Source organism: Halolamina rubra, from assembly GCF_000739555.1.
In the GTDB taxonomy this organism is placed as follows: Archaea; Halobacteriota; Halobacteria; order Halobacteriales; family Haloferacaceae; genus Halolamina; species Halolamina rubra.
The window spans coordinates 30,090-52,713 of record NZ_BBJN01000020.1; the positions used below are offsets into that span (position 1 = coordinate 30,090).

General features: G+C 61.1%; 22 protein-coding genes. 18 read left to right on the forward strand and 4 right to left on the reverse strand.

Features of this window, described 5'->3' with window-relative positions; genetic code table 11:
• Positions 1-76: 76 nt before the first annotated feature.
• The 17 genes from ACP95_RS05545 (at position 77) to ACP95_RS05610 (ending at position 17,396) form a co-directional block, all read left to right on the forward strand.
• Entirely contained in the window at positions 77-1,153 is a 1,077-nt protein-coding gene (locus ACP95_RS05545; protein WP_049980256.1) for a hypothetical protein, read from the forward strand.
• A 193-nt stretch (positions 1,154-1,346) separates the two neighbouring features.
• Positions 1,347-1,979 (forward strand): hypothetical protein, encoded by a 633-nt coding sequence (locus tag ACP95_RS05550; protein WP_049980257.1) that lies wholly within the window; start codon positions 1,347-1,349, stop codon positions 1,977-1,979.
• Positions 1,976-2,521, forward strand: a complete 546-nt coding sequence (locus ACP95_RS05555; RefSeq protein WP_049980258.1) for a hypothetical protein — start codon at positions 1,976-1,978, stop codon at positions 2,519-2,521. The genes ACP95_RS05550 and ACP95_RS05555 overlap by 4 nt, the downstream gene beginning before the upstream one ends.
• Positions 2,514-2,723: a hypothetical protein gene (locus ACP95_RS15630; RefSeq protein WP_154018460.1), complete on the forward strand. Its 210-nt coding sequence runs from the start codon at positions 2,514-2,516 to the stop codon at positions 2,721-2,723. Before ACP95_RS05555 ends, ACP95_RS15630 begins: the two co-directional genes overlap by 8 nt.
• A 94-nt stretch (positions 2,724-2,817) precedes the next feature.
• Positions 2,818-3,705, forward strand: coding sequence for a hypothetical protein (locus ACP95_RS05560; protein ID WP_049980259.1), 888 nt, complete (start codon positions 2,818-2,820; stop codon positions 3,703-3,705).
• A gap of 9 nt (positions 3,706-3,714) precedes the next feature.
• Positions 3,715-3,960, forward strand: a complete 246-nt coding sequence (locus ACP95_RS05565; protein ID WP_049980260.1) for a hypothetical protein — start codon at positions 3,715-3,717, stop codon at positions 3,958-3,960.
• The gene (locus ACP95_RS05570; protein ID WP_049980261.1) at positions 3,961-4,242 is read left to right on the forward strand and encodes a hypothetical protein; all 282 of its coding nucleotides are present in this window, start codon (positions 3,961-3,963) and stop codon (positions 4,240-4,242) included.
• A gap of 94 nt (positions 4,243-4,336) precedes the next feature.
• The gene (locus tag ACP95_RS05575) at positions 4,337-4,537 is read left to right on the forward strand and encodes a hypothetical protein (RefSeq protein WP_049980262.1); all 201 of its coding nucleotides are present in this window, start codon (positions 4,337-4,339) and stop codon (positions 4,535-4,537) included.
• A 15-nt stretch (positions 4,538-4,552) separates the two neighbouring features.
• Complete coding sequence (locus ACP95_RS05580; RefSeq protein WP_049980263.1) at positions 4,553-5,149, forward strand: hypothetical protein; 597 nt, start codon at positions 4,553-4,555, stop codon at positions 5,147-5,149.
• Positions 5,150-6,166 carry a hypothetical protein gene (locus ACP95_RS05585; protein WP_049980264.1) on the forward strand — a complete coding sequence of 339 codons (1,017 nt, stop codon included), beginning with the start codon at positions 5,150-5,152 and terminating at the stop codon, positions 6,164-6,166. It begins immediately after the preceding gene.
• Positions 6,166-7,422, forward strand: coding sequence for a hypothetical protein (locus tag ACP95_RS05590; protein WP_154018461.1), 1,257 nt, complete (start codon positions 6,166-6,168; stop codon positions 7,420-7,422). The genes ACP95_RS05585 and ACP95_RS05590 overlap by 1 nt, the downstream gene beginning before the upstream one ends.
• The gene (locus tag ACP95_RS05595) at positions 7,422-9,206 is read left to right on the forward strand and encodes a hypothetical protein (protein WP_049980266.1); all 1,785 of its coding nucleotides are present in this window, start codon (positions 7,422-7,424) and stop codon (positions 9,204-9,206) included. Before ACP95_RS05590 ends, ACP95_RS05595 begins: the two co-directional genes overlap by 1 nt.
• Before the next feature lie 216 nt (positions 9,207-9,422).
• Positions 9,423-9,962: a hypothetical protein gene (locus ACP95_RS15635; protein ID WP_154018462.1), complete on the forward strand. Its 540-nt coding sequence runs from the start codon at positions 9,423-9,425 to the stop codon at positions 9,960-9,962.
• Positions 9,963-10,045: 83 nt separating this feature from the next.
• Positions 10,046-12,421: a hypothetical protein gene (locus ACP95_RS05600; RefSeq protein ID WP_049980267.1), complete on the forward strand. Its 2,376-nt coding sequence runs from the start codon at positions 10,046-10,048 to the stop codon at positions 12,419-12,421.
• A gap of 348 nt (positions 12,422-12,769) precedes the next feature.
• The gene (locus tag ACP95_RS15640; RefSeq protein WP_154018463.1) at positions 12,770-14,932 is read left to right on the forward strand and encodes a hypothetical protein; all 2,163 of its coding nucleotides are present in this window, start codon (positions 12,770-12,772) and stop codon (positions 14,930-14,932) included.
• Between the two features lie 352 nt (positions 14,933-15,284).
• Positions 15,285-16,739, forward strand: a complete 1,455-nt coding sequence (locus ACP95_RS05605; protein WP_049980268.1) for an APC family permease — start codon at positions 15,285-15,287, stop codon at positions 16,737-16,739.
• 3 nt (positions 16,740-16,742) lie between these two features.
• A complete protein-coding gene (locus ACP95_RS05610; protein WP_049980269.1) occupies positions 16,743-17,396 on the forward strand; it encodes a potassium channel family protein in 654 nt (217 codons plus the stop codon).
• 157 nt (positions 17,397-17,553) lie between these two features.
• Here the strand turns inward: ACP95_RS05610 and ACP95_RS05615 are convergent, their stop codons facing one another.
• Entirely contained in the window at positions 17,554-18,747 is a 1,194-nt protein-coding gene (locus ACP95_RS05615) for a hypothetical protein (protein WP_154018464.1), read from the reverse strand.
• Between the two features lie 333 nt (positions 18,748-19,080).
• On the opposite strand from ACP95_RS05615, the gene ACP95_RS05620 reads away from it, so the two are divergent.
• A complete protein-coding gene (locus ACP95_RS05620; protein ID WP_154018465.1) occupies positions 19,081-19,524 on the forward strand; it encodes a hypothetical protein in 444 nt (147 codons plus the stop codon).
• Positions 19,525-19,844: 320 nt separating this feature from the next.
• Here ACP95_RS05620 and ACP95_RS05625 read toward each other — a convergent pair whose 3' ends face one another.
• Genes ACP95_RS05625 through ACP95_RS05635 form a run of 3 tightly spaced genes read right to left on the reverse strand, consistent with a single transcriptional unit; the run spans position 19,845 to position 22,606 of the window.
• Positions 19,845-20,807, reverse strand: coding sequence for a DUF4268 domain-containing protein (locus tag ACP95_RS05625; RefSeq protein ID WP_049980272.1), 963 nt, complete (start codon positions 20,805-20,807; stop codon positions 19,845-19,847).
• 51 nt (positions 20,808-20,858) lie between these two features.
• Positions 20,859-21,149, reverse strand: a complete 291-nt coding sequence (locus ACP95_RS05630) for a DUF3006 domain-containing protein (protein ID WP_049980273.1) — start codon at positions 21,147-21,149, stop codon at positions 20,859-20,861.
• Positions 21,150-21,151: 2 nt separating this feature from the next.
• The gene (locus ACP95_RS05635; protein ID WP_049980274.1) at positions 21,152-22,606 is read right to left on the reverse strand and encodes a lamin tail domain-containing protein; all 1,455 of its coding nucleotides are present in this window, start codon (positions 22,604-22,606) and stop codon (positions 21,152-21,154) included.
• Between the last annotated feature and the right edge of the window lie 18 nt (positions 22,607-22,624).

Genomic DNA, 22,624 nt, shown 5'->3' on the forward strand with positions numbered 1-22,624 from the left:
CGTGCCCCCGCCCTACGGCTGACCCAATCCCGACAGGCGTATCGCCCGTTCACTAACCCCGATTCCTTCATCACTGATGTTCAACACCAAGACGACGAAGAGCGTCCTGCTCGTCGCGATCATGCTGGTCGCAGCGGCCGGCGGTGCCCTCGCGGCGGCCCCGACGGTCGACACCGAGACGACCAACACGACCACTACGAGCGACCTCACGGACGCTGGCACGCAGGCGTACAACGACACAACCAGTTCCCTCCTCGCGTGGGAAGCCGACAGCCCGAACTCGTCGGTCGAGATCACGCAGGACGGCGAGACCCTGTACACGGCGTCGCCGGACTTCTACAGTTCGACCGACACCGGGTCCGACGGGAACCCCGACCTGTGGTACTACAACGTCAGCCTCGCCGACGACGGGTCGGACTACGACGGTCTCGAAGTCGGCGCCGGTGAGTCGGTCACGCTGAACGTGACGTTCGTGAACGACACGACCGCCGCCACTTCGGACACGACGAACATCTCCTACACGTACAGCAACACCGACACGCGGGCGCTGATCGCCAGCGAGAACGCCGAGAGTGAGGACACCGAGGCCGGCTTCTTCGGTGGCTTCTCCCTCGCGTCGCTGAACGTCTTCAGCGACACCAGCGACGACACGGAGGATGTCGGCACCGTCCTCTCGACGGACTCGACGACGGTCACCCAGAACACCACCCAGGTCCAGCTGGACACGCTGAACAGCAACCTCACCACCGCGTTCAGTGAGTCCACGTCGGACGCGTCGGCTGGCGATCTCGTCTGGTCGAGCTACACGCAGCTCACCATCGGCGACGACAGCCAGTACGTCCCGGTCTACTACCAGACCGCCAACGAGGATCACGAGTGGCTGAACACCACCGAGGACACCTACGCCACGATCTCCTCGGACGGGCAGACCATGACGATCCACAACCCCGATGCGCTGCTGGACGATGGGCAGTCCTCGGCGACGATGAACGTGACTACGGTCGGCGACGAGTCGCTCGGGTACATGAACGCCCGCTCGATGCTCACCGCTGACCAGTACGACACCTCCGGTGGTGCGTACTGGACGGCGCTGGGTGCCGGTGTCGACTACAACGGCAACCCGACGTTCGTGAGCGACGCGCTGGAGGCGTAAGCCCTCGGCGCCGCACCGTGTTCTGACAGCCAAAATCCCCTACCCAGATAACCCGCTTCGGTAGCCATGCCGCATCGCCGGTCGAGCCCGGCAGCGGGTCTTGAGGTGAACAGATGCTCCAGCTTGCTGACCGACTCCGAGCACCGACAACAGACCACGACTGCGGCACCCTGTTCACGGAGGCGATCATGACATGATCCGGCGCCTGGTCGTCGCGCTGCTGGTCGTGACCGCGGCCATCGGCGCCGGGTCGATGGGCGTCGCCGCCCAGTCCGACGACGGGGCCTTCTTCGACGGCCTGATCGCCGACGACGATGACCAGGGCATCCTCGAGGAGGTCGGCATCTGGGTCGCTGGCGCGACCAGTGGCGCCTCCCGGACCTACGCCGCCTACCTCGGCGACGGGGCCAACGCCAGCACCTACGCGGAGGAGTTCACGACCGCGTTCAACGAACACAACGCGAGCCTCGAAGCGTTCGCGAGTGAGCGGCTGACGGCGGACACGAACCACGACGTGTTCGCGGTTCACTTCCACGATCGCGAGGAGGGCAACGTCACGCGGTACGTCGTCTCGGACGTTGAGAACGGCTCGTGGACGAACGCCCGCGTCCTCACGCCCGCGGAGTTCGACACCACCAACCGGTCGGCCGACCAGTGGGTCTCGCTGGACTGGTACCAGTCACGCGCGGCTGGCGACGAGCTGGAGACTTTCGTTGAGGACCAGGCCGAGCCGAACGAGGATCTCTCCCCCGGCGACAAGGCCGCCTACCTCGCGAAGTACGGGGCTCCGGAGTCGTCGATGTGGAACACCACGGAGGAAGCATGAGTGACAAAGGACGCGGCTGGTACGGCGACAGCAAGCGCCACGCCGAGGCCGCGAAGAAGGCCAACGAGGGCCGACTCCGAACCGCCTGGCGCTCGATCAAGAGCGCCGCGGGAGCCCTCGGCAGTGGTGCCCGGATGCTCGGCACCGGAACCCGCCGGGCGGGTGGCTTCCTCCGCCGGCAGGTCTCCGGCACCCGCCGCAACCTCGGCCGGGCGTGGGACTACCTCACCTTCGACGAACTGCTCCCGCCGAGCATCCGGGACATGATCCAGTGGACGATCGAGACCATCCCGAAGCTGCTGGGCATCCGCGGAGCGACGCCGTGGCAACAGATCGGCGCTGCGATCTCGGTCATCGGGTTCGCGCTGCTGGCCAGCTTTCTCACCGGTGGCGCGCTGATCGGGACGGTCATCATCGTGATCGCTCTCGGGAGCATCGGCATTGCCCGGCTCATCCCGGCCGTGAACGATGAATACGGGGAATGGATCGCGGCGCTCTCAATCAAGAACGACTACGACCTGCCGAGGTGGAAGCGTGACTGACGTTCGCCGCCGCCTCCGATCGGTCGACCTCCCGAGTCGCGGGGACGTGACGGTCCGCAGCGCGTTCCGCTGGGGGTCGCGGCTACTCTTCATCGGCGTGTTCCTGGTCGCGGTGATGCTCTCCTTCGCCGCGGACGCGATCGCCGTCGGCTACTCGCCAGCGTCCTGCTCGCCCAGATGCTCTACGTCGTCCTGCCGATGAACACGATCCGGGAGAACGCGTACGAACTCTACAGCGGCGAGGCTGGCGAACAGGCCTACGAGGAGCTCGAAGACCGCGGGGGCAAGTTCCGCTGATGGTCCGACCACGCGTGGGCCTGCTCGTGGCGGTCCTACTCGTCGCGACGGTCGCTCCCACACTGGCGATTCCGGCGACGGCGTCGACACAGTCGGACTGCTCGACGCGCGTCACGTACGACGCCTTCCGGTTCGACAACGCGACTGTCGACGCCGCGGCCAACGATTCGGCGACCGTCACGGCCCAGAACACGGAGGTCCGCGTCGAGCAGGCCACCGGGTTCCTCCGGATCAACGCCAGCAACCCGAACGGCTACTGTGTCGAGTTCCGGGTCAACATCGCGCCCGAGATCGTCTCACCGGCCGAACTCGGCGATGTCGAGAGCAACGACGGCAACCGCACGGCCGGTTGGCACGCCGTCCACGACTTCGAGCGCGACGAGACCTACACCCAGGTCGTGTTCACGCTCGGCCCCGGTGAGACGGCAACGTTCGCGCCGTCGACGGTGCGGGTGAAGAGCCTCTCCTGGACGGGCGAGGTGAAAGACACCGGTAGTTCCTGGTGGGAGTCGATCTCGAACTTCTCGATCGGCGACGAGGAGGAGGATCTCGAGAAGCGAACTTACCGCTTCTCGGCGACGAACACCACGGAGACGGTCACGATCTCCCTGCAGAATGAGTCGACCGGGAAGGTCGTCGATGAGTGGCAGGCGATGTACCGGACGAGCAACGCGTCGAGCTGGCGGCCAGTGTCGACGGACTCGCAGGCGCCGGTGTTCTACCGCCAGGTCGACGACTACCGCGTGCAGTTCGTGTTCAACGACCCGGATGCGGAGGTACGGTTCACCGCGCGACCGACGCGGTGGGACAAGATGCAGCACCAGTGGGAGTCGTGGAACGCCGGCACGGACGTGATCGACGACTTCCTCGACGGACTCTTCGACTGATCCACACCCATGACTAGCAACTTCGAACGAGTAGCTTGGGGGCTCGCCGTCCTCGCGTTCATCCCGGCGCTAACCGTGATGAGCGGCTTCCTCGTCGCGGCGGCGATCGCGGCGGCGATCCTGTTCCTGTTCTACGGCGGTCGGTACGGATTCCGCCTGTACGAACAGCAGAACGTGGGGAAGAAGGCGGGCCGCCTCGACGTGAACAGTACCCTTCGCGGAGGCAAGGACGGCAAGGACTGGGGGCGAAAGTAGATGGCCGAGCTCATCACGGTCGCCACCGCGCTGCTACTCTCGATCGCAGTCGGCCTGTGGCTGTTCTCCCGGTTCTCGAGTGGCGGCAACGTGGCCGTTGCGAGCTTCGGCCTCATCCGGAACGCGTCGACGCTGCTGATCGGTGTGTTCCTGTTGATGTCGGGCGCGTGGCCGCTCGTGATTCTCGGCGGACTGCTCATCATCGTTGCCGTGTTTCTCGGCAGCACCCACGCGAAGAACCTCGATCAGGAAACCAGCCTCCGAAAGAAGATCGCCGGATGAACCGCCTCTGTTTTCAGCGGGCCAGCGGGCCCAGTTTCATTCATTGCGCTGACATTGTAATGGTTTCGACCGAGAGAGCTGCCCTACGCCGCAAATGTGCCGGGCGACCCACACCGTAACGGAGGTCGGGGTCGGGCAGATCCAGTTCTACATACCCCACGAAGTCAGCAAGGACTGCGTGTTCAACCCCGGTGACGACTTCGAAGTGCGGGCGATCAGCGGCGTGGGACTGCTGCTAATCGACCCCGACGTGACGCCGACGATGGAGGACCTCGCGGCGGTCCTCGACGAGTAACCGACCTGATTCATCATGCAACCTACGACCGACCAGCGACAGTACCGCCCCGACAGCATCTCGTGGCTGTCTGCAGAACTCCGCGAAGAAGTCCAGTTCGTCGACGACCCCGAGCTGAAGGGCCGCATCTACCAGTGGCTCCGCGACGTGAGCGAGCTCCCCGGTGGCGACGTCCTGGACATCGTCGACCACCACCTCAGCACAGTTCGCGAGAAGCCCGACGACGAGGAGGGCATGGGCGAGTTCGCGATGCGGCGCGTCGACGGCGACGGCACGGACAACTTCCCCGACTCCTGTGAGGGCTGCCCCCACTACGGGACCCGCTGCCCGGTGTTCGTCGACCCGGTGGAGCGTCGGCGCCGCCGTGAACAACTCCAACTCGAACACACCGACGCCGACACGAGTGACAAGCGCCGGGCCTACCGACGCTACGCCGAGGAAGTCGGCTGTCACCAGATCACCGGCGCCCTGTCGGACCACGTCGAGCAGTATCAGCAGCTCCAGGAACGCGGCCTCGACCTGCTCGAAGAGAGCGACGTGACGATCGGGTTCACCGACGAGGCCGACGAGGGTGCTCGCGTCGAGGCCGAGGCGACGCAGGAGGGCCGGTAAATGGTGAACGTCCTCCTTGTCGGCATCATCGCCGTCGTGATCGTGCTGCTGATTCTGGGTGCGCTGGATCGCTGGAACGTCTTCGGCGACGATCGGGAGAACCCCGAGAGCGGGACCGACCGCGTGAAGCAGGAAGCCAGGCGCGAGGGTGACTACAGCGTCTCACTGCTGAAGAAACACAAGACGCTGACGTTTCCAGCGAAGGTGCTGGCGATCTCGCTGGGGCTACTCGTCCTCGCGACGGGCGTGTTCGCGTACTTCTCGCTGAAGAACGGCGCGCCCGTCGAGGTGCCCTACGCGAACTACCTCGAAGCAGCGGGGATCGCGACCGTCGCGATCGGTGGCGGCGTCGCCTACCGCGGGAAGAAGGATGCCCAGCGCGGGAAGCTGAAGGTGATCTACGAGGACGACGACTCCAACGAGGACGGGACGGAGACGGTGTACTTCGACCCCTCAGAGACGACGACGAACAAGGACGGCAACCTCGTGATCTACGAGCATTTCCCGACGCGGATCTTCGGGCTGTTCGGCCGGCGAAAGCTGGTCGCCCACGACCGCGAACTCCGGGCCGAGCGAGGAATCCTGAGCGACATCGTCGCCCACGAGATCCCCGACCACGCGATCCGTGTGAAGGAAAACGAGTTCTTGGTGAAAACCCAGGAGCGGATCGTCACGAACGGCGTCTCGAACGCCGCGGACTACCGCTACCGAACGCCGATCGAACTGCCCTACGAGTCCTACCTCCAGCAACGCGAGAAGATGGAGAAGCTGGAGAGCCGACTCGACACGAAAGACGCGATCCTGGGCGAGACACAGACGCAACTCCGAGAGCTGCAGCGTCGCCTCGAAACCCAGGACATCCGCTCTCGCGAGGAAGCCCGCGAGGAGATCATGGACATTCTGACACAGCTCCCAACCGGCCAGAAGAACGTCGAGATCCGCAACGAGCGGGCGGCCCAGCGCCTCCCGAAAGACCAGCGTGAAGTCGCGCAGAACGGCGCCGAGGTGGATCGCTGATGCGCCGGCATCTTCTCCTGGCCGTCGTCCTGGTACTCTCGATGGCGGTGGCCCCAGTCGGCGCCGCCGTCGCCCAGCAACAGACGGCCACACCGACGCCGGCGCCGACGGCGACACCGACCGCGAACAACACGACGACAACGAGCCCGGACGATCCGGCGAACCCCACCGCAGCTGGCCAGGCCCGGATCACGCCCGAGAAGTTCGACGAACCGTTCCTCGCAGTAACTGTCCGGGAATCGGATTCGGTGTTCGAAACCACCGGCCCGTTTGCGCTGTTCACGCTCTCCCGCGAGGTCGAGGCCGCCCGGATCAGCCAACAGCCCGCGGAGGCGCAGGTACTCGCGGGCGGGACACAGGTGAAGGTCTCCTACGCCGATGACGCCGCGCCGCCGGGCGAGACCAGCCTCTACACGCTCGAACTGTTCTTCACGGACGGGTCGACGAAAGAGATCGAACTCTACGCCCGCCAGACGGGCGTCTCCGTCGGCGCCTCGGAACTGCAGGAGTACGCCCCGCTGCTCGAAGAACTCCGTGAGGTCGCCGAGCAGCACGGCTACGGGACCTCGCCTGATGAGTTGGAGGCCTACCTCTCGTGGGTGAACGAGCGCGCGGACCTGATCGACGGCTTCCTCACGAAGTCGGCAGCCCAGTTGATGGCGCTCGCGATCGCGGCGTCGATGAACTGGCTGTTCTGGCTGCTCTTGCTCGGCCTGATCGCCCTGGTCGCGAAGTGGATTCAGAAGCGCTGGGGTGGCCTGCTCGAAGCGCTGCAGAACGACGTGGGCCGGGCCGAGCGCAAGCGCCGCGAGCTCGAACTCGCCTACGAGGAGCAGAAGCAGACCGCCGACGAGGTGCCGCTCGAAGAGGTGCCGGCGGTCGGTTCGAACGCGGTCTACTGGCGTGACGGCCACGGCGTCCGGAGCGCCGGGCAACTCGCCCGCATGGCCGCCTTCGGCGCTCACCGACAGACCGAGGACGGGCTCGAACAGGTTCACGGTGGCGTCGAGGATCTGGATACAGACTCACTGGAGGACTCGTGGCTCGAACCCGTCCTGCGTTCGAACCGCATCCCGACGGCGAAGCAGGCTCTCGGCGAGATCAAGGCCACCCTCGAACATATGGAGACGAAACACAACCTCGGCCACCTCTACCGCGACACGCGTGATGACGTGGCCCAGTTGATCCAGGAAGTCGAAGAGGAAGACCAGATGATGTTCGGGCCGGGCAACGCCGGCACCGGAGGGGATGACTGATGGGGCTACTCACCAGTGCGGTGGCGTTCCTGAAGGGCCTGCTCAGGCTACTCCTCCGGCTCGTCCTGTTCCCGTTCCGTATCCCGAAGAAGCTCTGGAACGCCGTGACGGGCATCCGGACGGCGTCGCCGGCGTCGAAGGCGCTGCTGGTCGTGGTGTTCGCTCTCGCCGGCGTCGCCGGGGCGGGTGTCTTCTACATTACCCAGGCCGAGGTCGAGGTCTCGGCCTCCAGCGCACCACTCCTCTCGGCCGTCCTGGAGTGGGCCACGTCGGGCTGGGGCTACGTCTTCGCGGCGATCGTCTTCGGCCGCGGGTCGATCTGGGGCATCCGCAAGGCCCGGATCGTGAAGGCCGCCCGCGAGACCGGCCACGAGCCACAGACTGTCGGACGGATGGCCGACGAGATCCGCACTACCGACGGGACGAACCGGGCGATCATCTTCGGCGACGACGACACCGAGAGCGCTCGAGAGCGCATCCGTCAGGCGTTCAACGGTCAGGACGACCGGATCTCCTTCGACGAAGAAACCGAACCGTCGGGAGAGGTCGTCGACGAGCCAGGCGGCGCCTCGGACGACATGAATCTCCCGAGGCGGGCGACCGACGACGATGGCGGACCGGAACAGGAAACAGACGAGGACGCGCCCAGCAACGCCGAGCGGTTCAAGCTGTGGCGGATGGACCTCGCGACCGGCCTTCGGACGGATGACGTGATCTGGAAGCTGCTGGTCCCGGCGGGGATCGTGTTCGTTCTCGAGCTCATCCTCGTCCAGTTCTGGGTCCAGTGGTGGCTCTACCCGTCGCTGCTGGCTGGCGCGTTGCTGGTCGGCGTCGGCGTCTATCGCGGCGACCAGTGGCTCCGACAGCGCCGCCTGCGCAGTCTTCGGCAGGATCGCGGCGGCGAGACGTGGGAAGAGATCGCGGTGCTCGTGAAGACTGTCGACGCCGAGGGAATGACCTGCCACATGGGCTTTCTCGCGGGTCGCACCTACGCGTCGACGGACCGCGAGGAGCTGATCGACACGCTCGCGACGCGGGCGCTCGAACGTGCCTACGGCTACCACCCATCGCCGGCGATCGAGGAGCGCTACGCGTGGTGTCTGGATCGCTACATCCTGAACTTCGCCGGCTGGCGGGAGAATATGGAGAAGCCGCAGGTGATGGACCAGCTCGTCAACACGGTGCTCGACTCCGAGGACGGGATGCTCCCGAAGGAGGTCTTGGCCCAGCGTGTCGTCGAGCACGACCGCCAGTACATCTGGATGGGCCTGCGGTTCGTCGGGATGGGCTACGACCCCGATCTCGTCGCCGAGTGCTACGACGAACTCGTGCCGAACACACTCGTCGAACACGAGTTCACGATCCGGGCGCCGACGCAGCACGGGAGGTCACGACCGTCCGCGCCCGGACGGAGACGCTACCGCCAGACGTGGCGAAACTCCGGGCCAGCTTCTCCGATCGCTTCCCGATCCGGCAGATGCCCGACCGGTACAGCCTTCCGGCCGTCGAGCCGGATGAATCGACTCGTGGCTTTCGGCTTCCGAGTTGCGAATAGCAGAGGTCGGCGAGACAGTTGGCCTTCACCCAGATCAAACTGGGTGAACAATTCAGAGATCAGTTCGGGGGTGGTTTTCTGTAGCTCTGACCACGTCGTCTCTGTCTATACGTTTCTTGTAGTTTTCGACGCTCATCGTGTCTGGATTCACAGCAATAAATTCGACTACTATAGATTCGGCGGTAGAATCGACTCTAGTCACTTTAGGCGGAGGGACCTGTTTGGATGAGTCATCCTCTACTTCAACTTCCGTCCCAGTGATTTGCTCGTAAATTTGTGCTAAGAATCCTGGATGCCAATCGTCAACAGATCCACTCATCATACTATGATATCTAACAAGCAATAAAAATCTAATGCGACCAATTCCCTGTTAACAAAATCAACCTAACAACTCTGATTCACCCAACAATATTTATCATCAAACTCGGGTTAAAGGTGTAAACCAATGATTTCCGGTCTTTCCGGTGCGGAGGTTTCATCTGTAGTATTGGCAGCTTTGATTGCGGTATTGCCCATCCTTTACCCGAAATATTCTCTGTATATCAAAGAGGCTCGTATCGGTATCGAGTCACTGAGAAACTGGGACGAAACAGGCATAGGGGACAACCAGAATAATCGAGTAGAGAAACAAAGCTATCTGGAACCGGATGATACTGGATTTTCTCAGATTGAAGCCGCCCTCGATGACCGCATCCCCCCGAATCGGACGGTTAGGCAGTTTGTTCAGGTGCATTCTGATAAACCCGATAGTAAGTCAGGAATAGCCTTTGGGGGAGGCGGCGTTAGAAGTATTGAGCAAGCAGTATTCCTAGCCGAATTTGAGAACGGAGACAACCAAATATTGCTACAGAGACCTTTTGAAATTGAGAGCGTTCTCGAACTTGATGAGTTAGAGCAAATTGTAATGAACCATGCAAGGACTCGGGCGCATCAATGGACAGTTTTTCTCGTACTAGTTTGGACTGGTATCTCTATTGTTCAGTGAACTAATTTCCTCTATGCAGGATCTATGAACGCTGCTTAGTCAGAATAATACACACTTTCAACATAGTTAGTTCTCCCAAACCCATGAGCAACAGCTACGACGACATCCAGACCCGCGATCGAACAGACACAGCAACAGCCGCCGAGAACCTCCTGAAGGAGCGTGTCGAACACCAACTCTATCAGGAGAACCTCGAGATCGAGGCCGAGGTTCGGTCGCTCATCAGCGACGCCGAGGCCGCCCTGGTCGGCCAGACCGACGACGATCCGGAGGCGCTGCTCTCGCGAGCCCACTGGATGCTGTGGCTCGACCCCGACCGACAGGCGGTACTCCGGGGCGACGAGCTCCCGAACTGGGCGGCCAGCCAGTTCACGCGCATCCACCGGCTCCGCACCCGTGGGCGTCGCCCCGATCCAGAAGATGAGTACCCAGTGCTGCTTGAGGTCGCCAAAGCCCAGGGCTACCTTTCGGCGGCCACGGACAAGACTGACTACGCGCCGATCACGCTGGAGCACGTCGACAAGAAGGGCTACAGTTCGCCAGTCGACGAGGAGGCGGTGCTCCCGATCGGCCGGAAGCGGATGCGAAAAGACTCCACCGCGAGCATCGAGTACATGAGCGCGGCCATCCCGCACGAAGCCTGCGACCACATCCTGACGACTGCCAGTCCGCGGCAGGGGAAGGACTCGACGAACGCCCGGATCTGTGGCAACCTGAAGGACCAGCACGGCTACAAGTGGGTGAGCATCCTCGACGACGGCCGGAACGAACTCCCGATGATCGCGATCCCCAACGACGAGGGCGCCATCCGCCGCAGCCTCGAACGACTGGGCCAGCAACCGAAGGCGTACGACACGCGGGTGTACGTCCCCGCGATGCCGGGCGTGCCCGACCGGTTGCCCTCGAACTTCCGCCTGTTTACCATCGGCGTCGACACGCTGACGCCAGAGATTATCCTCCGACTGGCGGGGAAGACGACCGCCAGCGGGTCGACCGAGCGCCGGATCAACCGGGCGCTTGAGTCGGTTCGGAAGGGCTCGGGCACCGTCGACCGCCTCGTCGAGGAACTCCAGGAGATGGCCGGCGAGATGGAGGCCACCGTCACGATGGAAGACCCCGAGGACGACAGTCTCCGGGACATCACCTACCAGATGGAGGAAGACGAGACCCTCCAGCGGGCCGCGAACACGCTGGCACAGTACGCCGGCGATGGCCTGATCGAGGACGTGGGCGCCGACACGAACATCGACATGGCGGAGGTGCTGAATGCGCAGGATCGCGTCGCCGCCCTCAACTGCAACTTCCTCGACGACGGCCACGGCGCGCTGCACTACGTCATCATGGACCTCTGGATGCAGCTCATCTGGCAGGCCGCCGACGAACACAAGAACGTGCCGCGGGTGGCACTCGAGATTCGCGAACTGAAGAACGTTGCCCCCAGCCAGCCCCAGAACATGAAGTACAGCGCCGAGCGTCGATCGACGGCCCAGACCATCTTCGACATCGCCTCGCAGGGCGGAAGTCGGGGCATCCTGCTGGTCGGCTCGACCCAGAAGGTGAACGACGTCCGCCGGCAGATTCGGGTGAACATGCGGAACAAGATCGTCCTCTCGAACGAGGACGAGGGCATCAAGACGCTCAAGGAGAGCATCAACATCGACGACGTGGGCCGCTCCGGCAAGAGCGGCGCCGAGGTCATCAAGGGCTTCGATCCTGGGCAGGGCTTGATCCACACGCCATCCTGGAAGCGCTGGCCGGTGGAGTTCGGTGGTGCCCGCTGCGGCCTGTCGGACAAGGACCGCGGCTGGCTCGATCGCTACGGCCTGGCGTGGGGAGCACGGGTTCGCGAGGACCCGCGCGACCGGTGGCTGAACCGCCACGAGGATGTCGACTGGTGGGTCGAGGTGAACGAGGTCGACGTTCGCGACGGCGACGAGAAGCCAGCGGTGCGTGACTACTATTCGGACTGGTTCCTGCTCGATCGGGACTTTCCCGAGGAGACGACTCGGGAGGACATCGACGAGGAACTCGTTCGTCAAGTCCTCAGAGACCGTCGCGAGTACCCGGTTCGGTGTGACCTCTCGCTGCGCGACGTGTCCGAGCTCCGCGCCGAGCGGACGACAACGATCCGCGACGCCGAGGAAGCTCAGGAAGAACGCATCGAGGAGGGCCTGGAGGAGTACGAGGTCCCGGCACCACTGGAGGCGCTGGCGTACGTGAAGACCGACAAGCGGGCAAACATGATGGAGGTGCTGCGAGTCGTTCGGGATCGCCGCGTCGGAACGTACGGCGACATCGCGACCCACTGCAGCGTCTCCGCCAGCGCGATCGGCAACTACACGAGCGACGATGGAGAGATCAACGGCTGCATCGTCAAGGACGCCGATACTGGCGGGTACGAGATCACCCCGCTCGGTGAGAAGGCACTGGAAGTGCCGTGGGACTCCCTTGATGAGTAGGTGATTTTCCTGTCTTCATCAGGCGCCGGGGTGCCAGGATGCATGGTCTATAGTGCGCGCGTGGTTGGTGGGGTCGCATCACAGCGACAGCCCTGATCCCAATGAAAGCCAGAATCTCGCCGAGTATGTGCAGCTATCGTTCCTGTTTGTCGGTATAGAATGTTGGGGAGGGACGCGGAGGATCGGGCTCGGGCCAATCAGCTGTATCGAGATCGTCGGCGTCGACGGCACCACAATTATCCTGACTGTCGCTGTCCTCGAGGGGCGATGCGTGAGTGGCTAAGAATAGAAAGTCGGATAGCTGGAAGTACAGAAAATCTATTTATCTTCAGCTAACAGTTTGCCAAGATGAGTGAAATACCTCGCCGGGCTTATCTCGCAGCCGTTGGCGCTTCATTCGGGGTGATTGCCGGCTGTAATGGCCAGAGTGAGCGAACGGAAACGCCGGAGGAGCTTACCCCGACCTCTGAGCCAGACTCAGACGATCAAGCGACGGCCGATGATTCACTCGCCGTAACGACTGAGCCAGCAACGGAGATAGACTACAATAGTGCGGTTCTTCAGGGATCACTCGAAGGGGCAACAGACAAGGATGACGTTCAAACATTGTTCGAATGGCGCCCCAAGAACGGGGAATGGACTGAAACAGAGATACTGCAATCTGATGAATTTGAAGCCGAGATTGAAGACCTTGACTCTGACACGGTCTACGAGTATCGGGCCGTTGCAAACGGTGCCGAGCGTGTTCGTGCCGAACCGAGGCAGTTCACGACTGAACCCAACGTAATTACGTTCGATGGAGGGGGGACGACTGCGTTTCGCGAGGTGCTCCGAGAGGCATCCTGGCGTCCGGGTGCGACGATTCGGTTCGAGGAGGGAATGTATGCGTTTGATCCGGTCGAATCCTACGACATCGACAAGCCACCGGGACCACACGTGAAGGCGGCTGGCTTAGACGAGATTACAATCGACGGCAACGGCTCGACAATCTATTTCACAGAACCACGAATGGGTGGACTACACCTGTTTGATAGTCAATCGCTGACGGTTCGAAATCTGAGCTTTGATTACGACTCGTTGCCATTCACTCAGGGGAAGATCGCGTCATTCTCGGAATCCAATCGAGAGCTCGTAATTGAACTCAATGACGACTATCCCTCGTTGAATGCGGACCGGTTCGGGCAGGGCGAAGTCTTTGCAAGTATCCACGACTCGGACGGGTCGTTCATCGACGCCACGCGAGCGAGAGGGCTCCCAATCAAGCGATTCTCGTCGATGGAGTCACTCGGCGATCGACGGTGGCGATTGACGCTCAACGAGAACTCGACAACCCGTGGGATCAGCGCAGGAAAACGGATCGCGATTACAGCACGTGACCCCCCCGGATCCGCACAGGCCCTCAAATTCAGCAACATCGAGGAACCTCGATTGGAGAACGTGAGCGTGCATGCATCCCCGTCATTCGCTGTTCTCTTTGCAAACTGTCAGTCCCCACACGTCGAACGAGTTCAGGTTCGTCCACCGGCTGATTCAAACCGACTTATTGGGTCAGATGCGGACGGAATCCATTTCCTCAACAGTCGAGGCGGCCCAACGGTAGTTAATTGTCACGTCGAACGGCTTCTCGACGATGGGATTATCGTTTCGTCACTCATGGCCCCAGTCGAGCGTGTCGAGGGCGATACGGTATATGTCGATCCCATCGGTGTATTCGCCCCCGAGACCGGCGACACCATCGAGAGGATGACACCGAAGGGTGTCCGGGGTGGGTCATTGCCGGCTATTGACTCAGTTACTCCGGAGTTCCAAGCGCAAAACGGCGTCTCTCCAGCTGCGTCAATCGAATTTGAGTCATCTGTCGCCGATCAGGTGCAATCGGGTGATTACCTATCGAATGCGGCAACGGCGAACTCAGAGTTCGTCGTCAGTGAAAATACAGTCCGAGATAACCGAGCCAACTCGATTCGGATTAGTGGTGGTCCTGGCAAAATCATCGACAATACGCTCCACGGCTCACAAAACCAGACGATCAATTTCTTGTGTGATACGTCTGGGACCTATGCCCCCGAACGATGGACGGACGATGTGATTGTGGAGGGCAACAGCGTCCGTGACTCTGGAAAGTCGTATCTCGGTGGCGGGGGACCTGCTGGCGTATTAATCGTTCATACCCCCGCAGAAGGAGTCGAAACAACCGGCCATCCGCACAGAAACATCGACATCGTCGACAACTCATTTGAGGACCTCGGGTTCCGTGTCGGGACGATCCAGGATGGACGAGGTATAACGATCCAGCAAAACAATGTTGAGGGGGTCAACGAGCTCGATTATCCGTACGGCCGTGAGGCGTTCTTCGTGGACAATATCCGGGAGATCGCGTTCACGGAGAATTCTGTCTCCGGAGCTTCTGAATATCTCGAATCGTTTGGCAATAGCCATGACTCTGAGAGTATCCAATCATCGAACAACTCATTCACTCTTGATGGGGAGTCTCAGTCTATTTCGTTCTAGTGAAAACCACCAAAAGGTCTGTCTGGATGTATAATGTTTACAGTCTAATTTGACACGTCGAGAGCGTGAATTTAGAGGATGTAGTTAGCAGTTCTGCCCAACCCCCTCCGGTGCCAGAAACTCCGTGATCGACTCGGTTGGGTCAGCGCTTGGCCTTTCCGAGTGTCTCGTTTCCGATCGTAATTCGGTCCCGAGCGATCGGGCGCGCCCCTCGAGCGCCGCAGAACCTTCTGAAGGTTTATTAAACCCCGATGTAATTCTCAATATAAAAGAATCCTCCTACGGTTATTAAGTGCCCTAACAGACTATCTAACCGTATGATACACGACGACCGAATCGGTGAGTGTGAGTAGTGAGCGGAAGTCAGACCCGGTCCCCGGAGGCTGAGCTCGGGCTACTCGACGCGACCATGATCGGTATGGGGGCGATGATCGGGGCTGGCATCTTCGTACTGACTGGGCTGGCCGCCGAAATCGCAGGTCCGGCGGCAATCCTCGTCTTCGCGCTGAACGGCGTCGTCACCGCATTCACCGGTCTCTCGTATGCAGAGCTGGCCGCCTCGATCCCGAAAAGTGGCGGCGGATATGCGTTCGTCCGGGAGATCTTTTCGGATCTCCCCTCGTTCATCATGGGCTGGATGCTCTGGTTCGCCTATATGATCGCGGGGGGACTGTACGCGCTCGGCTTCGCGCCGAACTTTCTCGAACTGTTGCACGTCTATGGGATCGTTCCGCCGCCGGACGAGGTGGGGGCTGTCATGCTGCCGGTTGTTGACGTAGGGGTACCCCTTGCGTTCCTGCTGGCGTTCGTTGCTGTTCTCAGCATGGTGGCACTCAACGCGGTCTCGACGGCTGCCAGTGGAAGCGCTGAGACGATCTTTACTATTATCAAGGTGAGTATCCTGGTTGTGTTCGTCGCCTTTGGTTTTGCCTCACCGATGTTCTCAGGGGCCGAGTTCCAGCCGCTGTTCCCCCAGGGAGCTGGAGCTACCGCGATCCTGCCGGCGATGGGGCTTACGTTCATCGCGTTCGAGGGCTACGACCTCATCACGACCGTCACTGAGGAAGTCGAGAACCCTCGTGAGAACATCCCGAAAGCGATCTTCGTGAGTCTGATTGCGACCGTGATAGTCTATTTGGCCGTTGTAACCGTTGCCGTCGGCACGCTCGGGGCAGAGGGGCTCGCCGACGCCGGCGAGGCAGGGATCGCTGCGGCGGCGACGTCGTTCATGCCGACTGGACTACCAATCATCCAGAACGGCGGGGCGCTCATCGTCTTTGGGGCGGTGTTCTCGACGCTGACCGCCCTCAATGCGGTCGTAATCGCCTCCTCACGGGTGGCGTTTTCGATGGGTCGAGAGGGACAGTTGCTGCCCTCGTTCGGCCAAATTCACCACCGATACGGGACACCGTTCGTTGCGATCCTCGCCAGCGCGGTCGTGATGCTCGGGTCAGTGGCACTCCCGACGCAGAGCGCCGGGAATATGGCGAGCCTGTTCTTTCTGCTGTCGTTCATTATCGTCAACGTCGCCGTGATCAGGCTGCGTCGGGAGCGACCGAATATGAACCGTCCCTACGAGATGCCCTACTACCCGGTTCCGGCGGTGCTCGGAATCGCTCTCAACCTGCTTCTGGCCGGGGTGCTCGTAGAGTACCTGATCCGGACTGACCCGCTGGCGCTGGCGCTTAGCGTGGCGTGGATCTTGCTCGGGGGCCTCGCTTATTTCGCACTTGAGCGGCTCCGAGTGCCGTCCGAAAGCGGTCAGACAACTACCGATACCGGAATGACGACGGAGGCTGAAGACTGAACCATGACCAGCAATCTCGACACCATCATCGCAGGCGGTGGGCGCGTCGGCTTTCAGACAGCGGAGATACTCGCGGACCGCGGTCACGATGTGACGATTATCGAACGCGACGAACGGGTTGTCTCGGAAATCGCCGACGAGTGGATAGCGACGGTCATCCAGGGTGATGCGACGAATCCCGACATCATCGAACAGGCTGACATCGAGGGAGCCGACGTGATAGCGGCGCTCACAGGTGAAGCAGGGCTGAACCTCGCGGTCTGTCTGGCCGCCTCGGAGCTCAATCCCGATATCCGAACCGTTGCGCGCATCGACCACGCAACTGGCGAGGCCTACACGCGATTTGTGGACGCGGTCCTCTTCCCCGAGCGGGCCGGCGCCCAAGTGGCGGCGAACGAGATCATCGGTGGCGACGTCCAGACGCTGGCGGACGTGACGGGCACCCTCGACATCATACTCGTTCGCGTCGCAGAGGGAGCTCCGGCCGCCGGAAAGCAACTGACTGATGTGCGCTTTCCTGAAGGGACGTTGATAATCTCTGACGACGACGGCCACCGGATTGCCCGCCGCGACACAACGCTGACACCCGGCAGCCGCTACGTCGTTGCTGTCGAACCGGACGTCGCCGACGAAGTGATGAATTTGATGCGAGGGTAGTCACGGTCTCCGTTTCAAACGGCGGAGCTCGTCAGAGCACTCTTATCACGACTGCTAACTGTGCAACCCCACCTACCGGCTGTTTCACAGCAGATAGTGTCTGACCAATAGGATTTCAACAGAGCCAGTTCACCCGGATCACGCCGGGAGATTACTCTCACAATTCTCGGTGTTCGATCTCGGACTCGTAGTTCCCGCCCTGCTCACTGGAAACGTTCTCACCAGGATGTTCCGGGATCTCGCCGCCCGCACCGAAAATTTCGTTGGATGCGTCGAACCCGTACGACTCGTCGGCCTGTGGGAAGCTGGTGACCGTGGACGGGAGCGGGACCGGTGCGTCCGACTCGGTGAACGACCCCGAGTCGATAGCAGCCGTCGACATCCGGCCACACCCGGTCGCGGTGCAATCGGTGAGGGTGACACTGTTGTTCGAGCCGATATTCGCGATGAGAGGGGCTTCGGAATCGTTGTAGAAGTGGGTGTTGCGGAACTCGGCTTCGATATCGTCGCCTCGCAGTTCCACGAGCCCATCTGCCGAGGAGCCGTCCTCCGTGAACACCAACCAGCAGTTCTCGATCACAAACTGCCCAGGATGGCGGATACGGAGACCGACAGGGTTCTGTGTGCTGGCATCGACGCCGACGCGGGGTGAACTCGTCACGGCGATGAGCGTGTTGCGGATGACGCTCTTCGAGGTTGTGTCGACATCGGCGTGGCCGACCCGTAGGTTGGCGATATTGTTGTTCAGGAACGCCGAGCGTTCGACAGTCACCGGTGCTTTGTCCACATAGGCGCCGTTGTTGGCGAGCCCTGCCACGCAAGTATCCCGAATAACGGTTCGCTCGCCGCCGGTGGGATGGTAGATGGCTCGGTCCTGATCACGATTGCCGCCCTCCGGCCAGCAGAAGCCATCGATCACGCCGCCTGGATGGAAATCGATCCCCGCCTTCGACTCAAGATTTCGACCCCTGACGACGATGTTCTCGAGTGTGCCGTGGACTGTCCCGTCCATCGTCCCGGAGACCAGTTCGAGGACGACGTCTCCCTGATCGCCACCGCCCACGATCTTTGAGTTTGCCGTGAGACCAGTCCCACGCCACTCGTAGGTGCCCGGCGGGATTGTCACCTCGTCCCCATTGGCCTCGCGGAGAAATACATCAATGTCGTCTACCTGGCCAGGATCGTTCTCAGTACCTTCCCCCTCGGGGGGTGTGTCGCTGGGACCGTCCGTTTCGCTGTCGGTCGATACCCCGTTCCTATCGGTGGACTCGTCGGTGACGTCTTTGCTGTCTCCGTCGCTGCCACACCCAGCGATGCCGACAGTACTGGCTACCGCGATGGAGATAAGCATCGATCGGCGCGTTCTGGGCCGGATATCCATTGGATGGGTATCGGGCTTGAGATGGTAAAATTAGAAAGTGACTACAGCATTGGCAGAATCTTCCGGCCCAATCGAGAGAAGTGTACCGCAGTCTATGGCGTCGCCGGCATTTTGGCTGACACGGAACTCGGGAGTTCGGGGCAGTAGACGATTGTTGGGAGCAATTCGAAACTACGGGCGAAGGAAGTCTGACGGGGGGCCTGCCTCTGACAGGGCTCTACCGCGAATATGTGCTATACCTAACTAGTAATAATAGTAAGGTGAAAACATATACATTCGGTAACCATTTCGCTACTATCCTGTGTGAAAACGTCCGTCGTCCACCAGATCCTCCGATATCGTCGGGACTACCCGGTCCAGTGCGACCATTCCCTGCGCGATGTGTCCGAGTTTCGCGCCGAGCGCACGACGACGATCCGCGACGCCGAGGATGCCCAGGAAGAACGCATCGAGGAAGGCATTGATGAGTACGAGGTCCCGGCGCCGCTGGAAGCACTGGCGTACGTGAAGAACGGGAAGCGTGAGAACATGATGGAGGTGCTGCGAGTCGTTCGCGATCGGCGTGTCGGAACGTGCGGCGACATCGCGACCCACTGCAGCGTCTCGGGGTGCGCGATCCGGAACTTCACGAGCGACGATGGTGAGATCAAAGGCTGCATCGTCAAGGACCCGGAGACCGGCGGGTACGAAACCACCCCACTCGGCGAGAAAGCGCTCGAAGTGCCGTGGGACTCCCTCAATGAATAGCCGATTTTCCTGTCTTCATCAGGTGCCGGGGCGCGGCAGGATGCATGGTCTATAGTGCGCGCGTAGTTGGCGGGGTCAAATCTCAGAGTCTCTACTGATCCCAGTGACAGCCCAGAATCTAGCTAGTAGAGTATGCGAGATCTCTGTTTGTCGGTGTCGAAAGTAGGGGATGGACGCTGAGTATGGGTTTGATCTGATGAGCTGTATAGAGATAGTCGACGCCGGCGTATTCACAATCATTCTGAGCCTGGGGCTACTCGAGGTGCGGGGAGATTAGGCCTGCAGGAAACAGTAGCGAGGGCAAACTTCGCCCAGGTCGCTCACGGCTCATTCAGTTCGATATCGGAGACACGAGGTTCCAGCTCGTCTTGGAACCGATCCATCGTCTCTATCCCCCAGTCGATGAGGTCAGCACGCTGCGCCTCGGAGAGCCCAGTGATTCGCGCGTCGATCTGCTTTGGGTACTTGATTCGACAGGCCTGTTTTTCAGGAAGCCGCTCCCAGACTAACTCGGCACCGAGAGCTGATTCGATTTCGGCTTTATCTGCTTGTAGTGACTCAAATATCGCCTCGTTTTCGCTTTTCGCCCCTCTGGACATGTAGAGTTCGACGCTGAACTCTGGCCCCTGGTGGAATACCCACCCGAAGCTGACGCCACCTTTGCCAGCCCCGAAGGTCAGATATCTCCGAATGCCCGGTTTCAGTTTACTCCAGTGAGGGCGTTGCGTAGCGTAGGCGTCGACGAGCTCGGTGAAGAACTCCTTGTAGCTGCGCTCCGACTCCGTGAGTGACTGGCCCCCACCGAGTTCACGCTCCCACTCATTGGGTTCGACGACGATGTCGAATTCGAAGCCACGGGTATCGGAGTCGCCGATACTGACGACCCTCGGTTTGACCGCGAAGAATTTCGCATCTTTCGGGCCACTCTCATTCAGCCACTCAAGCACGCTCCGGTGTTCTGGGCGGAAATCTTCGGACAACCAGATGGAGAAGCCTGCGTCTTTCCCGGAGGAATAGGTTAGGAGCTTCCCGAGGTGGTCGTGATCGGTTTTGCCGTATTGGTTTTCGATGACGACTGTTTCACCAGTGTTCATCTCTTTGGCAACTATGTCCGAAGAGAAATCGCCGACTGCTTCCTCAGCGCGGGCGTCTTCGAGCTCGACTCCCAGTGCAGAGGCCAGGAGTTGGATGTTTGCTGTAAGCCATCGGGTGAAGTCCTGTTCCTCGTGCTTCCAGACTGAACGAAGCTCGTGTTCTTGGATGTCTTTGATATCGTGGTCCATAGGGTCTATTGAGGGGGAAGACAGTAAAAACGTCAATGTGGTTATTGCTGTCTACGACGAGTCGTCGTCATCACTCGGCGGCCGTTCAGCAAGCCGGTCAAACCGGGACTGAGCCTGTTCTTTCCGATCCGCACTCTCGGCGGGTTCGTACTCGATCTCCGTAACCTCCCCCTCGTCAGTGAGCGTGACTGCAAGGACTGCGTCAGGATGTGCCGCCTCAGCAGGCAGTGCCGCTCGATCCAGCACGATCTCGTCGACGACCTGGCCAGCTGCTTCAATCAGTATGACGGCCAGATCCTCCTCGAAGCGATCGATTACGCCAGTGAATGTGTGGGTGGACATTGTCAGTAGGTCTCCTCGAGTACGATTGTTCCCGTCTCATCGCGAAGGATGACGGTGTCACCGGCATTGTTCCAGACCGGGGCTGACTCGCCCCAATACAGTTCAGTCTCGGTGTCAGTCCCACTCCCGGTGTAGATCGTAATCTGGTCACCGGGATCGAGAACGACCCCATCCGGGAACGTGTACGTATGATCGGCTGCATCGGCAAGCGTCCACCCTGAGAGATCGACCGACGATGAACCCGTATTCTCGAAGACGACGTACTCGTCATTCAGGTTCTCGCCATCATCTCCTTCAGCGTCCGCATGGACGTTGACGAGCTCGAGGGCAGTACCACCATCTGTGGCTGTTGGCGTCGCCGTCGAGTCAGTCGTCGTCTCCGCTGGGTCCGTAATCGGCGCCGTGCCGGAGCCATCGGCGTCGATAACGAGCCGTTCCGTCACCGCCCCCATAGTCCCAGGTTCAATCGGATCGCCCGAACGGAGCTGTGTCGCCGTCGTCGGCGCAGTCTGCTGGGTGGCGACCGTCACCGCCGATCCATTACTGGTGAACACCACTCGCCCATGGGTGGCCGTCCAGTACGTCGGTATCGAGTTGGCTTCCAACCGAGTGAGGACCTCTTCGTGGGGATGCCCGTACTGGGAATCATACGCGCTCGAGATCACAGCTGCCTGCGGTGAGGCCGCATCGAGGAACGCCTCGCTCGTACTGGATCGACTGCCGTGATGGCCAACAGCGAGCACAGTCGCATTCAGACTGTTGCCGTAGGTCTCGACGAGATACTCCTCGCTTGCCGTTTCCCCATCACCTGGGAGGAGGAAGCTCGACGCACCGTACTGAAGGTACAGTACGATGCTGTTCTCGTTCGAGTCCTCGTTCGCGACGTACCCCTCGGGTGGTGCAAGCACCTGGACGTCGACGCCATCCATTTGAATCGAATCGCCTGCTTGAGTCTGATAGAGCGTCACGTCGTGGCGCTCGATGGCGTCGAGGTATTCGTCGTACGTGCCCGAACTCGATGCGATCCCGGGGTCGTAGACGGCGCCGACGCCGTCGAGTTCAGTCTCATAGTGGTCGATCACCGCTTCGTGACCACCGATATGGTCCGCATCAGGGTGGGTCGTCACGAGATGATCGATCCGAGTCACACCCTGGGACTCGAGATAGGCAATGATCTCCTCACCGTCATCTCGCCAGTCGCCGGTATCAATGAGGATCGTCTCTCCACCTGGCCCGATCACGAGCGTACTCGATCCCTGCCCGACGTTCAGCTGGTGCACAGCTAACTCACCCTCGGGCGTTGCCGTCTCCGTCGTCTCAGGCGCTGTCGTCGATGGGTCGTCCGTCGTGGCTGTCGAAGCTGGGCCTGCGTCAGTGGTACTGATCCCACCAGCACACCCCGCGAGAACGACCACTCCAACAACCGCTAAGGTTGCGAGAAGCCGACGATTAGACATACCCGTATATCGTGTACT

Excerpts from the sequence above, each read along its gene's own strand:
- ACP95_RS05545 (WP_049980256.1), top strand. The coding sequence starts at position 77 with ATGTTCAACACCAAGACGACGAAGAGCGTCCTGCTCGTCGCGATCATG.
- ACP95_RS05550 (WP_049980257.1), top strand. The coding sequence starts at position 1,347 with ATGATCCGGCGCCTGGTCGTCGCGCTGCTGGTCGTGACCGCGGCCATC.
- ACP95_RS05555 (WP_049980258.1), top strand. The coding sequence starts at position 1,976 with ATGAGTGACAAAGGACGCGGCTGGTACGGCGACAGCAAGCGCCACGCC.
- ACP95_RS05560 (WP_049980259.1), top strand. The coding sequence starts at position 2,818 with ATGGTCCGACCACGCGTGGGCCTGCTCGTGGCGGTCCTACTCGTCGCG.
- ACP95_RS05565 (WP_049980260.1), top strand. The coding sequence starts at position 3,715 with ATGACTAGCAACTTCGAACGAGTAGCTTGGGGGCTCGCCGTCCTCGCG.
- ACP95_RS05570 (WP_049980261.1), top strand. The coding sequence starts at position 3,961 with ATGGCCGAGCTCATCACGGTCGCCACCGCGCTGCTACTCTCGATCGCA.
- ACP95_RS05575 (WP_049980262.1), top strand. The coding sequence starts at position 4,337 with ATGTGCCGGGCGACCCACACCGTAACGGAGGTCGGGGTCGGGCAGATC.
- ACP95_RS05580 (WP_049980263.1), top strand. The coding sequence starts at position 4,553 with ATGCAACCTACGACCGACCAGCGACAGTACCGCCCCGACAGCATCTCG.
- ACP95_RS05585 (WP_049980264.1), top strand. The coding sequence starts at position 5,150 with ATGGTGAACGTCCTCCTTGTCGGCATCATCGCCGTCGTGATCGTGCTG.
- ACP95_RS05590 (WP_154018461.1), top strand. The coding sequence starts at position 6,166 with ATGCGCCGGCATCTTCTCCTGGCCGTCGTCCTGGTACTCTCGATGGCG.
- ACP95_RS05595 (WP_049980266.1), top strand. The coding sequence starts at position 7,422 with ATGGGGCTACTCACCAGTGCGGTGGCGTTCCTGAAGGGCCTGCTCAGG.
- ACP95_RS15635 (WP_154018462.1), top strand. The coding sequence starts at position 9,423 with ATGATTTCCGGTCTTTCCGGTGCGGAGGTTTCATCTGTAGTATTGGCA.
- ACP95_RS05600 (WP_049980267.1), top strand. The coding sequence starts at position 10,046 with ATGAGCAACAGCTACGACGACATCCAGACCCGCGATCGAACAGACACA.
- ACP95_RS15640 (WP_154018463.1), top strand. The coding sequence starts at position 12,770 with ATGAGTGAAATACCTCGCCGGGCTTATCTCGCAGCCGTTGGCGCTTCA.
- ACP95_RS05610 (WP_049980269.1), top strand. The coding sequence starts at position 16,743 with ATGACCAGCAATCTCGACACCATCATCGCAGGCGGTGGGCGCGTCGGC.
- ACP95_RS05615 (WP_154018464.1), bottom strand. The coding sequence starts at position 18,747 with ATGCTTATCTCCATCGCGGTAGCCAGTACTGTCGGCATCGCTGGGTGT.
- ACP95_RS05625 (WP_049980272.1), bottom strand. The coding sequence starts at position 20,807 with ATGGACCACGATATCAAAGACATCCAAGAACACGAGCTTCGTTCAGTC.
- ACP95_RS05630 (WP_049980273.1), bottom strand. The coding sequence starts at position 21,149 with ATGTCCACCCACACATTCACTGGCGTAATCGATCGCTTCGAGGAGGAT.
- ACP95_RS05635 (WP_049980274.1), bottom strand. The coding sequence starts at position 22,606 with ATGTCTAATCGTCGGCTTCTCGCAACCTTAGCGGTTGTTGGAGTGGTC.